At 50.6% G+C, this 14,960-nt stretch carries 15 protein-coding genes; all 15 read right to left on the bottom strand.

Translation table 11 applies throughout. The features are described 5' to 3' along the window. Positions 1-148: 148 nt before the first annotated feature. Positions 149-310 (bottom strand): transposase, encoded by a 162-nt coding sequence (locus KBW69_RS23905; RefSeq protein ID WP_373690713.1) that lies wholly within the window; start codon positions 308-310, stop codon positions 149-151. Next, the gene (locus KBW69_RS17675) at positions 291-2,153 is read right to left on the bottom strand and encodes a C2H2-type zinc finger protein (RefSeq protein ID WP_257281713.1); all 1,863 of its coding nucleotides are present in this window, start codon (positions 2,151-2,153) and stop codon (positions 291-293) included. The genes KBW69_RS23905 and KBW69_RS17675 overlap by 20 nt, the downstream gene beginning before the upstream one ends. Beyond that, positions 2,042-2,362 carry a transposase gene (locus KBW69_RS23900; RefSeq protein WP_373690712.1) on the bottom strand — a complete coding sequence of 107 codons (321 nt, stop codon included), beginning with the start codon at positions 2,360-2,362 and terminating at the stop codon, positions 2,042-2,044. The genes KBW69_RS17675 and KBW69_RS23900 overlap by 112 nt, the downstream gene beginning before the upstream one ends. After that, positions 2,343-4,205, bottom strand: a complete 1,863-nt coding sequence (locus KBW69_RS17670) for a C2H2-type zinc finger protein (protein WP_257281712.1) — start codon at positions 4,203-4,205, stop codon at positions 2,343-2,345. The genes KBW69_RS23900 and KBW69_RS17670 overlap by 20 nt, the downstream gene beginning before the upstream one ends. Beyond that, positions 4,094-4,414, bottom strand: a complete 321-nt coding sequence (locus tag KBW69_RS23895; protein WP_373690711.1) for a transposase — start codon at positions 4,412-4,414, stop codon at positions 4,094-4,096. Before KBW69_RS23895 ends, KBW69_RS17670 begins: the two co-directional genes overlap by 112 nt. Further along, on the bottom strand, positions 4,395-6,095 hold the full coding sequence (locus tag KBW69_RS17665) for a C2H2-type zinc finger protein (RefSeq protein WP_257281711.1): 1,701 nt from the start codon (positions 6,093-6,095) through the stop codon (positions 4,395-4,397). The genes KBW69_RS23895 and KBW69_RS17665 overlap by 20 nt, the downstream gene beginning before the upstream one ends. Next, on the bottom strand, positions 5,984-6,304 hold the full coding sequence (locus KBW69_RS23890; RefSeq protein WP_373690710.1) for a transposase: 321 nt from the start codon (positions 6,302-6,304) through the stop codon (positions 5,984-5,986). The genes KBW69_RS17665 and KBW69_RS23890 overlap by 112 nt, the downstream gene beginning before the upstream one ends. Next, positions 6,285-7,823 (bottom strand): C2H2-type zinc finger protein, encoded by a 1,539-nt coding sequence (locus tag KBW69_RS17660; RefSeq protein WP_257281710.1) that lies wholly within the window; start codon positions 7,821-7,823, stop codon positions 6,285-6,287. Before KBW69_RS17660 ends, KBW69_RS23890 begins: the two co-directional genes overlap by 20 nt. A gap of 181 nt (positions 7,824-8,004) precedes the next feature. Then, the gene (locus KBW69_RS17655; protein WP_257281709.1) at positions 8,005-9,705 is read right to left on the bottom strand and encodes a C2H2-type zinc finger protein; all 1,701 of its coding nucleotides are present in this window, start codon (positions 9,703-9,705) and stop codon (positions 8,005-8,007) included. Beyond that, entirely contained in the window at positions 9,594-9,860 is a 267-nt protein-coding gene (locus KBW69_RS23885; RefSeq protein WP_373690709.1) for a transposase, read from the bottom strand. Before KBW69_RS23885 ends, KBW69_RS17655 begins: the two co-directional genes overlap by 112 nt. Before the next feature lie 197 nt (positions 9,861-10,057). After that, positions 10,058-11,191 carry a C2H2-type zinc finger protein gene (locus tag KBW69_RS17650; protein WP_257281708.1) on the bottom strand — a complete coding sequence of 378 codons (1,134 nt, stop codon included), beginning with the start codon at positions 11,189-11,191 and terminating at the stop codon, positions 10,058-10,060. Then, positions 11,080-11,400, bottom strand: coding sequence for a transposase (locus KBW69_RS23880; RefSeq protein ID WP_373690708.1), 321 nt, complete (start codon positions 11,398-11,400; stop codon positions 11,080-11,082). The genes KBW69_RS17650 and KBW69_RS23880 overlap by 112 nt, the downstream gene beginning before the upstream one ends. After that, entirely contained in the window at positions 11,381-13,144 is a 1,764-nt protein-coding gene (locus tag KBW69_RS17645; protein ID WP_257281707.1) for a C2H2-type zinc finger protein, read from the bottom strand. Before KBW69_RS17645 ends, KBW69_RS23880 begins: the two co-directional genes overlap by 20 nt. Beyond that, entirely contained in the window at positions 13,051-13,371 is a 321-nt protein-coding gene (locus tag KBW69_RS23875; protein ID WP_373690707.1) for a transposase, read from the bottom strand. Before KBW69_RS23875 ends, KBW69_RS17645 begins: the two co-directional genes overlap by 94 nt. Then, on the bottom strand, positions 13,352-14,960 hold a 1,609-nt coding region (locus KBW69_RS17640; RefSeq protein ID WP_257281706.1), incomplete at its 5' end, for a C2H2-type zinc finger protein. The genes KBW69_RS23875 and KBW69_RS17640, both read right to left, overlap by 20 nt.

The raw sequence follows: 14,960 nt of genomic DNA, 5'->3' as shown, positions 1-14,960 counted from the left end.
GCAGTATTGGTATCCCGCCTGCAATGAGTCGGATTATTGACAACCTCCCCGCCGTAAAGATTGTCTGGGCGACCCCGTCTGGGCGACCCCGTCTGGGCGACCCCGATAAAAACACGGGCAGAAAGCGGGAGGTATTTTACTTTTCCTGTCAGGTAGCGTAATCGCTATAAACACCTGACGGAGTCGTTAACCCGCCGCAGGTGATAGACCGATGGACGTGAACATTGCACTTCAGATCATGCCCAAACGTTTGCTGTGCCTTTCCCTCTTTAGCCTGTGACAAGCAGAAATCAATCACTTGACTTAGCATCATCAAGCTTTCGTTTTCGATGTTGCCTTTTGTGAGTCGACAGCGCTTGATTGTTTGGCAGGGTCTTCTGGCACTCAGGGCAAGTTTGCTCTCCGGTGTGATATTGACTTTTGTGAGCCGACAGGGCTCGAGCATTTGGCAGGGTCTTCTGACACTTAGGGCAGGTTTGCTCTGGGGTGTGATCTTTTCTTTTGTGATTCGTCAGGGCTTTCGCGTTTGGCAGGGTCTTCTGGCACTTAGGGCAGGTTTGCTCTCCGGTGTGATATAGACTTTTGTGAACCGACAGAGCTTGAGCGTTTGGCAGAGTCTTCTGGCACTCAGGGCAGGTTTGCTCTGGGGTGTGATCTTTTCTTTTGTGAACCGTCAGGGCTTGAGCGTTTGGCAGGGTCTTTTGGCACTCAGGGCAGGTTTGCTCTGAAGTGTGATCTTTTCTTTTGTGATTCGACAGGGCTTGAGTGTTTGGCAGGGTCTTCTGGCACTCAGGACAGGTTTGCTCTGGACTGTGAGCTTGTCTTTTGTGATTCATCAGGGTTCGAGCGTTTGGCAGGACCTTCTGGCACCAGGGGCAGGTTTGCTCTGAGGTGTGATATTGACTTTTGTGAGCCGACAGGGCTCTGGCGTTTGGCAGGGTCTTCTGGCACTTAGGGCAGCTTTGCTCTGGGGTGTGATCTTTTCTTTTGTGATACGTCAGTGCTTGAGCGTTTGGCAGGGTCTTCTGGCACTCAGGGCAGGTTTGTTCCCCCGTGTGATCTTTTCTTTTGTGAACCGACAGGGCTTGAGCGTTTGGCAGGGTCCTCTGGCACTCAGGGCAGGTTTGCTCTCCGGTGTGATATAGACTTTTGTGAACCGACAGGGCTTGAGCGTTTGCCAAGGTCTTCTGGCACTCAGGGCAGGTTTGCTCTGGGGTGTGATCTTTTCTTCTGTGAACCAACAGGGCCCTGGTGTTTGGCAGGATCTTCTGGCACTCAGGGCAGGTTTGCTCTCCTGTGTGATATTGACTTTTGTGAACCGACAGGGCTTGAGCGTTTGGCAGGGTCTTCCGGCACTCAGGGCAGGTTTGCTCTCCGGTGTGATATTGACTTTTGTGAGTGCTCAATGAGGCTTTAGTACCAAGTAATTTTTCACAGCCAGGGTGATAACATCGGTATTTTTTGGAGCCTGCCTTCCTTTGTTTTTTCGCAGGAGGTGGATGTAATGTTAATGCTGGACCGGTTGTGCTGTCAGCTCCCAAGTCAACTCTCGGAACTATAGCAGGATGGCTTAACGGGCCTGATTCCTGATCGCCTGCTTGCAAATAGACATCTGTTCTGCCAGCGAAAGAGTCGTCTGAGGTTGAACGACACCAGGTACTTGTGGAGGGAGCGAAGATACAGCGTCCTTGTCGATGACAACAGGGCTGTTGATGGCAATTTTCGTCAAGGCTATGTCGGGAGTCGGTAGGTCGGCCCGAATTTTCATCTTTATGTTCGTTGTCGTATAGATAATGAGATTTTTCTGAATACTTATTGAATGACTGACCATGATCCTCTGGCCCCTTTGTCCGGGAATAGTTGCCGCCGCCCGTTCCGTACATCAAAATGATAATCTGAAATTTGTTTCGCCGACAGGGTTTGTCATCGCAAGGCGTGCGTGGCCCTGAATATCCGTTTGCGCGGGTAATGTGTAATGGTTCGTTTTGCACCGGCCTCTCATCGTTCATTAGCATCGCAGATAACGTGCCCGACTCAGTTTTTATAGAAAAACTCTGGCTGTTCGAAGCCCTATTCTGGTTAACCTCAAAGATAAAACGGTATGTCTGTGGCTCGACCGGGCAAACGAATGGCACAAAGACCAATACGTGCAAGAGTAGACTTTTAATGGTTCTATCCTCTGTTTTCTGTGGATAGGAGCAGTGAGGATAGACGAGGGGATAAGAGTTTTGTCATCGATTAACCCGCCGCAGGTGAGAGACCGATGGACGTGAACATTGCACTTCAGCTCATGCCCAAACGTATGCAGCGCCTTTCCCTCTTTAGCCTGTAACAAGCAGACATCAATCACTTGACTTTGCATCATCAAGCTTTCGTTTTCGGTGATGCCTTCTGTGATCCGACAGGGCTTTCGCGTTTGGCAGTGTCTTCTGGCACTCAGGACAGGTTTCCTCTGGGGTGTGATCTTTTCTTTTGTGATCCGTCAGGGCTTGGGCGTTTGGCAGGGTCTTCTGGCACTCGGGGCAGGTTTGCTCTCCGGTGTGATATTGACTTTTGTGAGCCGACAGGGCTTGGGCGTTTGGCAGGGTCTTCTGGCACTCAGGGCAGCTTTGTTCCGGGGTGTGATCTTTTCTTTTGTGAACCATCAGGGCTTGAGCGTTTGGCAGGGTCTTCTGGCACTCAGGGCAGATTTGTTCTGGGGTGTGATTTTTTCTTTTGTGATCCGACAGGGCTTGAGCGTGTGGCAGGGTCTTCTGGCATTCAGGGCAGGTTTGCTCTCCGGTGTGATAGTGTCTTTTGTGATCCGACAGGGCCCTCGCGTTTGGCAGGATCTTCTGGCACTCAGGACAGGTTTGCTCTGGGGTATGATATTTTTTTTTGTGATCCCAAAGGGCTTGAGCGTTTGGCAGTGTCTTCTGGCACTCAGGGCAGGTTTGCTCTCCGCTGTGATATCGCCTTTTGTGATCCGACAGGGCTTTCGCGTTTGGCAGGGTCTTCTGGCACTCAGGGCAGGTTTGCTCCGGGGTGTGATTTTTTCTTTTGTGAGCTGACAGGGCTTGTGCATTTGGCAGGTTTTTTTGGCACTCAGGGCAGGTTTGCTCCGGGGTGTGGTCTTTTCTTTTGTGATTCGACAGGGCTTGAGCGCTTGGGAGGGTCTTCTGGCACTCAGGGCAGGTTTGCTCTCCGGTGTGATATTGACTTTTGTGAACCGACAGGGCTCGAGCGCTTGGGAGGGTCTTCTGGCACTCTGGGCAGGTTTGCTCCGGGGTGTGGTCTTTTCTTTTGTGATTCGACAGGGCTTGAGCGTTTGGCAGGGTCTTCTGGCACTCAGGGCAGGTTTGTTCTCCAGTGTGATATTGTCTTTTGTGATTCGACAGGGCTTGAGCGTTTGGTAGGGTCTTCTGGCACTCCGGGCAGGTTTGCTCTCCGGTGTGATATTGCCTTTTGTGATTGTTCAATGAGACTTGAGAGCTAAATGATTTTTCACAGCCGAGGTGATCACATCGGTATTTTTTGAAGCCTGCCTTCCTTTGTTTTTTCGCAGGAGGTGGGTTTGATGTTAATGATGGACCGGTTGTGCTGTCAGCGCCTGAGACCACTGTCGGACCTGCAGCAAGATGGCTTACCGGGCCAGATTCCTGATCGCCTGTTTGCAAACAGACATCTGTTCTGTAAGCGAAAGAGTCGCCTGAGGTTGCACGACACTGGGTACTTGTGGAGGGGGCGAAGATACAGCGTCCTTGTCGATGACAACAGGGCTGTTCATGGCAATTTTCTTCAAGGCTATGTCGGGAGTTGGCAGGCCGACCCGAATTTTCATCATTATGGTTGTTGTCGTATGGATAATGCGATTTTTCTGAATGTCTATTGAATGACTGACCATGATCCTCTTGCCCCGTTGTCCGGGAATAGGTACCGCCGCCCGTTCCGTACATCAAAGTGATGATCTGAAATTTGTTTCGCCTGCCGGGTTTGTCATTGTGTGGCGAGCCTGATCCTGAATATCCGTTTGTGCGGGTCATATGTGATGGTTCGTTTTGCACCGACCTCCCATCGGTCATTGGCAGTGCAGATAATGTGCCCGGCTCAGTTTTTATAGAAAAAATCTGGCTGGTCGAAGCCCCAATCTGGTTAACCTCAACGATAAAACGGTAAGTCTGCGGCTCAACCGGGCAGGCGAAAGGCACACAGACCAATACGTGCAAGAGTAGACTTTTAATGATTCTATCCTTTGTTTTCTATGGACAAGAGCAGTGAGGATAGACGAGGGGATAAGAGTTTTGTCATCGGTTAACCCGCCGCAGGTGAGAGACCGATGGACGTGAACATTGCACTTCAGCTCATGCCCAAACGTATATAGCGCCTTTCCCTCTTTAGCCTGTGACAAGCAGACATCAATCACTTGACTTTGCATCATCAGGCTTTCGTTTTCGGTGTTGCCTTTTGTGAGCCGACAGTGCATGGGCGTTTGGCAGGGTCTTCTGGCACTCAGGACAGGTTTGCTCTGGGGTGTGATCTTTTCTTTTGTGTTCCGACAGGGCTTGAGCGTGTGGCAGGGTCTTCTGGCATTCAGGGCAGGTTTGCTCACCGGTGTGATAGTGACTTTTGTGAGCCGACAGGGCTTGGGCGTTTGGCAGGGTCTTCTGGCACTCAGGGCAGGTTTGCTCTGGGGTGTGATCTTTTCTTTTGTGAGTCGACAGAGCTTGAGCGTTTGGCAGGGTCTTCTGGCACTCAGGGCAGATTTGCTCTGAAGTGTGATCTTTTCTTTTGTGATTCAACAAGGCTCTCGCGTTTGGCAGGATCTTCCGGCACTGAGGGCAGGTTTGCTCTCCGGTATGATATTGACTTTTGTGAGCCGACAGGGCTTGGGCGTTTGGCAGGATCTTCTGGCACTCCGGGCAGGTTTGCTCTGGGGTATGATCTTTTCTTTTGTGAATCGATAGGGCTTGAGCGTTTGGCAGGGTCTTCTGGCATTCAGGGCAGGTTTGTTCTCCGGTGTGATATAGACTTCTGTGAACCGACAGGACTTGAGCGTTTGGCAGGGTCTTCTGGCACTCAGGGCAGGTTTGCTCTGGGGTGTGATCTTTTCTTTTGTGAGTCGACAGAGCTTGAGCGTGTGGCAGGGTCTTCTGGCACTCCGGGCAGATTTGCTCTGGGGTGTGATCTTTTCTTTTGTGATCCGTCAGGGCTTGAGCGTGTGGCAGGGTCTTCTGGCATTCAGGGCAGGTTTGCTCTCCGGTGTGATAGTGTCTTTTGTGATCCGACAGGGCTTGAGCGTTTGGCAGGGTCTTCTGGCACTCCGGGCAGGTTTGCTCTCCGGTGTGATATTGCCTTTTGTGATTGTTCAATGAGGCTTGAGAGCTAAATGTTTTTTCACAGCCGAGGTGATCACATCGGTATTTTTTGAAGCCTGCCTTCCTTTGTTTTTTCGCAGGAGGTGGTTTTAATGTTAATGATGGACCGGTTGTGCTGTCAGATCCCGAGTCAACTGTCGGACCTTCAGCAGGATGACTTACCGGGCCAGATTCCTGATCGCCTGTTTGCACACAGACATCCGTTCTGCAAGCGAAAGAGTCGCCTGAGGTTGCACGACACTGGGTACTTGTCGAGGGAGCGAAGATACAGCGTCCTTGTCGATGACAACAGGGCTGTTCATGGCAATTTTCTTCAAGGCTATGCCGGGAGTTGGCAGGCCGACCCGAATTTTCATCATTATGGTTGTTGTCGTATGGATAATGCGATTTTTCTGAATGTCTATTGAATGACTGACCATGATCCTCTTGCCCCGTTGTCCGGGAATAGGTACCGCCGCCCGTTCCGTACGTTAAAGTGATGATCTGAAGTTTGTTTCGCCTGCCGGGTTTGTCATTGGGTGGCGAGCCTGATCCTGAATATCCGTTTGTGCAGGTCACATGTGATGGTTCGTTTTGCACCGACCTCCCATCGGTCATTGGCAGCGCAAATAATGTGCCCGGCTCAGTTTTTATAGAAAAAATCTGGCTGGTCGAAGCCCCAATCTGGTTAACCTCAACGATAAAACGGTAAGTCTGCGGCTCAACCGGGCAGGCGAAAGGCACACAGACCAATACGTGCAAGAGTAGACTTTTAATGATTCTATCCTTTGTTTTCTATGGACAAGAGCAGTGAGGATAGACGAGGGGATAAGAGTTTTGTCATCGGTTAACCCGCCGCAGGTGAGAGACCGATGGACGTGAACATGGCACTTCAGCTCATGCCCAAACGTATATAGCGCCTTTCCCTCTTTAGCCTGTGACAAGCAGACATCAATCACTTGACTTTCCATCATCAGGCTTTCGTTTTCGGTGTTGCCTTTTGTGATCCGACAAGGCTCGAGCGTTTGGCAGGGACTTCTGGCACTCACGGCAGGTTTGCTCTCCGGTGTGATATTGAATTTTGTGATCCGACAGGGCTTTCGCGTTTGGCAGGATTTTCTGGCACTCAGTGCAGTTTTTTTCTCCACTGTGATATTGACTTTTGTGAGCCGAAAGGGCATGAGCATTTGGCAGGGTCTTCTGGCACTCAGTACAGGTTTGCTCTGGGGTGTGATCTTTTCTTTTGTGATCCGACAGAGCTTGGACGTTTGGCAGGGTCTTCTGGCACTCAGGGCAGGTTTGCTCTCCGGTGTGATATTGACTTTTGTGAGCCGACAGGGCTCGAGCGTTTGGCAGGGTCTTCTGGCACTCAGGGCAGGTTTGCTCCGGGGTGTGAACTTTTCTTTTGTGATATGTCAGAGCTTGTGCGCTTGGCAGAGTCTTCTGGCACTCAGGACAGGTTTGCTCCGGGGTGTGATCTTTTCTTTTGTGATTCGACAGGGCTTGAGCGTTTGGCAGGGTCTTCTGGCACTCGGGGCAGGTTTGCTCCGGGGTGTGATCTTTTCTTTTGTGAACCGACAGGGCTTGAGCGTTAGGCAGGGTCTTCTGGCACTCAGGGCAGGTTTGCTCTGGGGTATGATCTTTTCTTTTGTGAACCGACAGGGCTTGTGCGTTTGGCAGGGTTTTCTGGCACTCAGGGCAGTTTCGCTCTCCAGTGTGATATTGCCTTTTGTGAGTGCTCAATGAGTCTCGAGAGCTAAATGATTTTTCACAGCCGGGGTGAGCACATCGGTATTTTTTGGAGCCTGCCTTCCTTTGTTTTTTCGCAGGAGGTGGGTTTAATGCTAATGATGGACCGTTTGTGCTGTCAGATCCCGAGTCAACTGTCGGACCTTCAGCAGGGTGGCTTACCGGGCCTGATTCCTGATCGCCTGTTTGCAAATAGACATCTGTTCTGCCAGCGAAAGAGTCGTCTGAGGTTGAACGACACCAGGTACTTGTGGAGGGAGCGAAGATACAGCGTCCTTGTCGATGACAACAGGGCTGCTCATGGCAATTTTCGTCAAGGCTATGTCGGGAGTCGGTGGGCCGACCCGAATTTTCACCATTATGGTCGTTGTCGTATGGATAATGCGATTTTTCTGAATGTCCATTGAATGACTGACCATGATCCTCTTGCCCCGTTGTCCGGGAATAGTTACTGCCGCCCGTTCCGTACGTTAAAGTGATGATCTGAAGTTTGTTTCGCCTGCCGGGTTTGTCATCGGGTGGCGAGCCTGATCCTGAATATCCGTTTGTGCGGGTCACATGTGATGGTTCGTTTTGCACCGACCTCCCATCGCTCATTGGCATTGCAGATAATCTGCCCGGCTCAGTTTTTATAGAAAAAATCTGGCTTGTCGAAGCCCCATTCTGGTTAACCTCAACGATAAAACGGTAAGTCTGCGGCTCAACCGGGCAGGCGAAAGGCACACAGACCAATACGTGCAAGAGGAGGCTTTTAATGGTTCTGTCCTTTGTTTCTACAGGAGCAGTGAGGATAGACGAGAGGATAAGAGTTTTGTCATCGGTTAACCCGCCGCGGGTGATAGACCGATGCACGTGAACATTGCAGTTGAGATCATTCCCGAACGTGCGCGGTGCCCCCTTCAGAGCCTGTAACAAGGAGACATTACTCACTTGACTTTTCATCATCAAGCTTTCGTTTTCGGTGTTGTCTTTTGTGAGTCGACAGGGCTTGAGTATTTGGCAGGGTCTTCTGGCACTCAGGGCAGATTTGCTCTCCGGTGTGGTATAGACTTTTGTGAACCGACAGGGTTTTCGCATTTGGCAGGGTCTTCTGGCACTCAGGGCAGGTTTGCTCTGGTGTGTGATCTCTTCTTTTGTGATCCGTCAGAGCTTGAGCGTTTACCAGAGTCTTCTGGCACTCAGGGCAGGTTTGCTCGCCGGTGTGATATTTTCTTTTGTGATCCGACAGGGCTTGAGCGTTTGGCAGGATCTTCTGGCACTCGAGGCAGGTTTGCTCCGGGGTGTGATCTTTTCTTTTGTGATCCGACAGGGCTTTCGCGTTTGGCAGGGTCTTCTGGCACTCAGGGCAAGTTTGCTCTCCGGTGTGATAGTGACTTTTGTGGGCCGTCAGGGCTTTCGAGTTTGGCAGGATCTTTTGGCACTCAGGGCAGGTTTGCTCTGGAGTGTGATCTTTTCTTTTGTGAACTGACAGGGCTTTCGCGTTTGGCAGGTTCTTCTGGCACTCAGGGCAGGATTGCTCCGGGGTGTGATCTTTTCTTTTGTGAGCTGACAGGGCTTGTGCGTTTGGCAGTTTTTTTTGGCACTCAGGGCAGGTTTGCTCCCCGGTATGATCCTTTCTTTTGTGAGCCGACAGGGCTTGAGCGCTTGGGAGGGTCTTCTGGCACTCAGGGCAGGCTTGCTCTCCGGTGTGATATTGACTTTTGTGAGCCGACAGGGCTCGAGCGTTTGGCAGAACCTTCTGGCACTCAGGGCAGGTTTGCTCCGGGGTGTGGTCTTTTCTTTTGTGATTCGACAGGGCTTGAGCGTTTGGCAGGGTCTTCTGGCACTTAGGGCAGGTTTTCTCTCCGGTGTGATAGTGTCTTTTGTGAGCGTTCAATGAGGCTTGAGAGCCAAGTAATTTTTCACAGCCGGGGTGAGCACATCGGTAATTTTTGGAACCTGCCTTCCTTTGTTTTTTCGCAGGAGGTGGGTTTAATGTTAATGATGGACCGTTTGTGCTGTCAGATCCCGAGTCAACTGTCGGACCTTCAGCAGGGCGGCTTACCGGGCCTGATTCCTGATCGCCTGTTTGCAAATAGACATCTGTTCTGACAGCGAAAGAGTCGTCTGAGGTTGAACGACACCAGGTACTTGTTGAGGGAGCGAAGAGACAGCGTCCTTGTCGATGACAACAGGGCTGTTCATGGCAATTTTCGTCAAAGCTATGTCGGGAGTCTGTGGGCCGACCCGAATTTTCATCATTATGGTCGTTGTCGTATGGATAATGCGATTTTTCTGAATGTCCATTGAATGACTGACCATGATCCTCTTGCCCCGTTGTCCGGGAATAGTTACCGCCGCCCGTTCCGTACGTTAAAGTGATGATCTGAAGTTTGTTTCGCCTGCCGGGTTTGTCATCGGGTGGCGAGCCTGATCCTGAATATCCGTTTGTGCGGGTAACATGTGATGGTTCGTTTTGCACCGACCTCCCATCGTTCATTGGCATTGCAGATAATCTGCCCGGCTCAGTTTTTATAGAAAAACTCTGGTTTGTCGAAGCCCTATTCTGGTTAACCTCAACGGTAAAACGGTAAGTCTGCGACTCAACCGGGCAAACGAAAGGCACAAAGACCAATACCTGCAAGAGTAGACTTTTAATGGTTCTATCCTTTGTTTTCTATGGGTAGGAGCAGTGAGGATAGACGAGGGGATAAGAGTTTTGTCGTCGGTTAACCCGCCGCAGGTGATAGACCGATGGACGTGAACATTGCACTTCAGAACATGCCCAAACGTTTGCAGCGCCTTTTCCTCTCTAGCAGCCTGTCGGACTTAAGCGTCCGTAGCGAGGATTGCAAGAAATTGAGGATAAAAATTTCTGCTTCTGAGGAGAATAGCGAGCTATTTGACGAAGAAGCAGGAATTTTTAGACCAATTTATTGCAACCGCAGTAGGACAGCCTTAAGTCCGACAGGCTGCTAGCCTGTGACAAGCAGACATCAATCACTTGACTTTGCATCATCAAGCTTTCGTTTTCGGTGTTGCCTTCTGTGATTCGACAAGGCTCGAGCGTTTGGCAGGGTCTTCTGGCACTCAGGGCAGGTTTGCTCTGGGGTATGATCTTTTCTTTTGTGATCCAACAGGGCTCGAGTGTTTGGCAGGGTCTTCTGGCACTCAGGGCAGGTTTGCTCTCCGGTGTGATATTGACTTTTGTGAACTGACAGGACTTTTGCGTTTGACAGGGTCTTCTCGCACTCAGGGCAGGTTTGTTCCGGGGTGTGATCTTTTCTTTTGTGATCCGACAGGGCTTTCACGTTTGGCAGGGTCTTCTGGCAATCGGGGCAGGTTTTCTCTCCGGTGTGATATTGTCTTTTGTGAGCGTTCAATGAGGCTTGAGAGCCAAGTGATTTTTCACAGCCGGGCTGATCACATCGGTAATTTTTGGAGCCTGCCTTCCTTTGTTTTTTCGCAGGAGGTGGATGTGATGTTAATGCTGGACCGATTGTGCTGTCAGCTCCCGAGTCAACTCTCGGAACTTTAGCAGGATGGCTTACCGGGCCTGATTCCTGATCGCGTGTTTGCAAATAGACATCTGTTCTACCAACGAAAGAGTCGTCTGAGGTTGAACGACACCAGGTACTTGTGGAGGGAGCGAAGATACAGCGTCCTTGTCGATGACAACAGGGCTGTTCGTGGCAATTTTCGTCAAAGCTATGTCGGGAGTCTGTGGGCCGACCCGAATTTTCATCATTATGGTCGTTGTCGTATAGAGAATGCGATTTTTCTGAATGCCTACTGAATGGCTGACAGTGATTTTCTGGCCCCGTTGTCCCGGAATAGTTACCGCCGCCCGTTCCGTACATCAAAGTGATGATCTGAAATTTGTTTCGCCGACAGGGTTTGTCATAGGGTGGTAAGCCTGACTCTGAATATCCGTTTGTGCGGGTAATGTGTGATGGTTCGTTTTGCATCGATCTCCCATCGTTCACAGGCATTGCAGATAATGTGACCGGCTCAGTTTTTATAGAAAAACGCTGGCTTGTCGAAGCCCCATTCTGGTTAATCTCAACGATAAAACGGTAAGTCTCTGGCTCAACCGGGCAGACGAAAGGCACAAAGACCAATACGTGCAAGAGTAGACTTTTAATGGTTCTATCCTTCGTTTTCTATGGATAGGAGCCGTGAGGATAGACGAGGGGATAAGAGTTTTGTCATCGGTTAACCCGCCGCAGGTGATAGACAGATGGGCGTGAACATTCCACTTCAGAACATGCCCAAACGTTTGCAGTGCCTTTTCCTCTTCAGCCTCTGACAAGCAGACTTCAATCACTTGACTTTGCATCATCAAGCTTTCGTTTTCGGTGTTGCCTTCTGTGATCCGACAAGGCTCGAGCGTTTGGCAGGGTCTTCTGGCACTCAGGGCAGGTTTGCTCTCCGGTATGATCTTTTCTTTTGTGATCCAACAGGGCTCGAGCGTTTGGCAGGGTCTTCTGGCACTCAGGGCAGGTTTTTTCTCCGGTGTGATATAGACTTTTGTGAACCGACAGGGCTTGAGCATTTAGCAGGGCCTTCTGGCACTCAGGGCAGATTTGTTCCGGGGTGTGATCTTTTCTTTTGTGATTCGATAGCGCTTTAGCGTTTGGCAGAGTCTTCTGGCACTCGGGGCAGGTTTGCTCTCCAGTGTGATGCTGACTTTTGTGATTCGACAGGGCTTGATTATTTGGCAGGGTCTTCTGGCAATCAGGGCAGATTTGCTCTCCGTTGTGATATTGGCTTTTATGAACCGACATGGCTTGAGTGTTTGGCAGGGTCTTCTGGCACTCTGGGCAGGTTTGCTTTGGGGTGTGACCCATTCTTTTGTGAGCCGACAGGGCTTTCGTGTTTGGCAGAGTCTTCTGGCACTCAGGGCAGGTTTGCTCTCCGGTGTGATATAGACTTTTGTGAACCGACAGAGCTTGAGCGCTTGGGAGGGTCTTCTGGCACTCAGGGCAGGTTTGCTCTCCGGTGTGATATTGACTTTTGTGAACCGACAGGGCTCTCGCGTTTGACAGGGTCTTCTGGCACTCCGGGCAGGTTTGCTCTGGGGTGTGGTCTTTTCTTTTGTGAACCGACAGGGCTTGAGCGTTTGGCAGAGTCTTCTGGCACTCAGGGCAGGTTTGCTCCGGGGTGTGATATTTTCTTCTGTGATCCGACAGGGCTATCGCGTTTGGCAGGATCTTCTGGCACTCAGAGCAGGTTTGCTCTCCGGTATGATCTCTTCTTTTGTGAACCGACAGGGCTTGAGCGTTTGGCAGGGTCTTCTGGCACTCAGGGCAGGTTGGCTCTCCGGTGTGATATTGACTTTTGTGAGTGTTCAATGAGGCTTGAGAGCCAAGTGATTTTTCACAGCCGGGGTGATCACATCGGTATTTTTTGGAGCCTGTCTTCCTTTGTATTTTCGCAGAAGGTGCATTTAATGTTAATGATGGACCGGTTGTGCTGTCAGCGCCTGAGACCACTGTCGGACCTTCAGCAGGATGGCTTACCGGGCCAGATTCCTGATCGCCTGTTTGCAAACAGACATCTGTTCTGTAAGCGAAAGAGTCACCTGAGGTTGCACGACACTGGGTACTTGTCGAGGGAGCGAAGATACAGCGTCCTTGTCGATGACAACAGGGCTGTTCATGGCAATTTTCTTCAAGGCTATGTCGGGAGTTGCCAGGTCGGCCCGAATTTTCATCATTATGGTTGTTGTCGTATGGATAATGCGATTTTTCTGAATGTCTATTGAATGACTGACCATGATCCTTTGGCCCCGTTGTCCGGGAATAGTCACCGCCGCCCGCTCCGTACATCATAGTGATGATCTGAAGTTTGTTTCGTCTGCAGGGTTTGTCATAGGGTGGTGAGCCTGACTCTGGATATCCGTTTGTGCAGGTAATGTATGATGGTTCGTTCTGCATCGGCCCCCAATCGGTCATTGGCATCGCAGATAATGTGCCCGGCTCAGTTTTTATAAAAAAATTCTGGCTTGTCGAAGCCCCATTCTGGTTAACCTCAACGATAAAACGGTAAGTCTGCGACTCAACCGGGCAGGCGAAAGGCACACAGACCAATACGTGCAGGAGTAGACTTTTAATGGTTCTATCCTTTGTTTTCTATGAATAGGAGCAGTGAGGATAGACGAGAGGATAAGAGTTTTGTCATCGGTTAACCCGCCGCAGGTGATAGACAGATGGACGTGAACATTGCACTTCAGATCATGCCCAAACGTTTGCAGTGCCTTTTCTTCTTTAGCCTGTGGCAAGCAGATATCAATCACTTGACTTTGCATCATCAAGCTTTCGTTTTCGGTGTAGCCTTTTGTGATCCGACAGGGCTTTCGCATTTGGCAGGGTCTTATGGCACTCAGGGCAGGTTTGCTCTGGGGTGTGATATTTACTTTTGTGAACTGACAGGGCTTTCGCGTTTGGCAGGGTCTTCTGGCACTCAGGGCAGGTTCGCTCTGGGGTGTGATATTTACTTTTGTGCACCGACAGGGCTTGAGCGTTTGGCAGGGTCTTCTGGCACTCAGGGCAGGTTTGCTCTCCGGTATGATATAGACTTTGGTGAACCGACAGGGCTTGAGCGTTTGGCAGAGTCTTCTGGCACTCAGGACAGGTTTGCTCTGGGGTGTGATCTTTTCTTTTGTGATATGTCAGAGCTTGTGCGCTTGGCAGGGTCTTCTGGCACTCAGAGCAGGTTTGCTCCGGGGTGTGATCTTTTCTTTTGTGATATGTCAGAGCTTGTGCGCTTGGCAGGGTCTTCTGGCACTCAGAGCAGACTTGCTCCGGGGTGTGATCTTTTCTTTTGTGATATGTCAGAGCTTGTGCGCTTGGCAGGGTCTTCTGGCACTTAGGGCAGGTTTGTTCCGGGGTGTGATCTTTTCTTCTGTGATATGTCAGAGCATGTGCGCTTGGCAGGATCTTCTGACACCCGGGGCAGGTTTGTTCTCCGGTGTGATATTGACTTTTGTGAGCCGACAGTGCTCTGGCGTTTGGCAGGATCTTCTGGCACTCAGAGCAGGTTTGTTCCCCTGTGTGATCTTTTCTTTTGTGAACCGACAGGGCTTGAGCGCTTGGCAGGGTCTTCTGGCACTCAGGGCAGGTTTGTTCCCCGGTGTGATCTTTTCTTTTGTGATTCGACAGGGCTTGAGCGTTTGGCAGGGTCTTCTGGCACTTAGGGCAGGTTTGCTCTCCGGTATGATATAGACTTTTGTGAACCGCCAGGGCTTGAGCGTTTGGCTTGGTCTTCTGGCACTCAGGACAGGTTTGCTCTGGGGTGTGATCTTTTCTTTTGTGAACCGACAGGGCTCTCGCGTTTGGCAGGATCTTCTGGCACTTAAGGCAGGTTTTCTCTCCGGTATGATCTTTTCTTTTGTGAGCCCACAGGGCTTGAGCGTTTGGCAGAGTCTTCTGGCACTCAGGGCAGGTTCGCTCTCCGGTGTGATATTGCCTTTTGTGATCCCACAGGGCTTTCGCTTTTGGCAGGATCTTCTGGCACTCAGGACAGGTTTGCTCTCCGGTGTGATATTGCCTTTTGTGAGTATTCAATGAGCCTTGAGAACCAAGTAATTTTTCACAGCCGGGGTGATCACATCGGTATTTTTTCGAGCCTGCCTTCCTTTGTTTTTTCGCAGAAGGTGGATTTAATGTTAATGATGGACTGGTTGTGCTGTCAGCGCCTGAGGCAATTGTCGGATCTTCAGCAGGGCGGCTTACCGACCCTGATTCCTGATCGCCTGTTTGCAAATAGACATCTGTTCTGCAGGCGAAAGAGTCATCTGAGGTTGAACGACACTGGATACTTGTGGAGGGAGCGAAGATACAGCGTCCTTGTCGATGACAACAGGGCTGTTCATGGCAATTTTCGTCAAGGCTATGT

The sequence above is a fragment of the Endozoicomonas sp. ISHI1 genome (assembly GCF_024606225.1).
Classification (GTDB): Bacteria; Pseudomonadota; Gammaproteobacteria; order Pseudomonadales; family Endozoicomonadaceae; genus Endozoicomonas_A.
The sequence above is the reverse complement of the archived record's forward strand: the minus strand, read 5'-3'. Positions and strand labels throughout refer to the sequence as shown.

What these genes read in the sequence shown, in the direction of transcription:
- KBW69_RS23905 (WP_373690713.1), bottom strand. Translation starts at nt 310, where the DNA reads ATGCTAAGTCAAGTGATTGATTTCTGCTTGTCACAGGCTAAAGAGGGA.
- KBW69_RS23900 (WP_373690712.1), bottom strand. Translation starts at nt 2,362, where the DNA reads ATGCAAAGTCAAGTGATTGATGTCTGCTTGTTACAGGCTAAAGAGGGA.
- KBW69_RS23895 (WP_373690711.1), bottom strand. Translation starts at nt 4,414, where the DNA reads ATGCAAAGTCAAGTGATTGATGTCTGCTTGTCACAGGCTAAAGAGGGA.
- KBW69_RS23890 (WP_373690710.1), bottom strand. Translation starts at nt 6,304, where the DNA reads ATGGAAAGTCAAGTGATTGATGTCTGCTTGTCACAGGCTAAAGAGGGA.
- KBW69_RS23880 (WP_373690708.1), bottom strand. Translation starts at nt 11,400, where the DNA reads ATGCAAAGTCAAGTGATTGAAGTCTGCTTGTCAGAGGCTGAAGAGGAA.
- KBW69_RS23875 (WP_373690707.1), bottom strand. Translation starts at nt 13,371, where the DNA reads ATGCAAAGTCAAGTGATTGATATCTGCTTGCCACAGGCTAAAGAAGAA.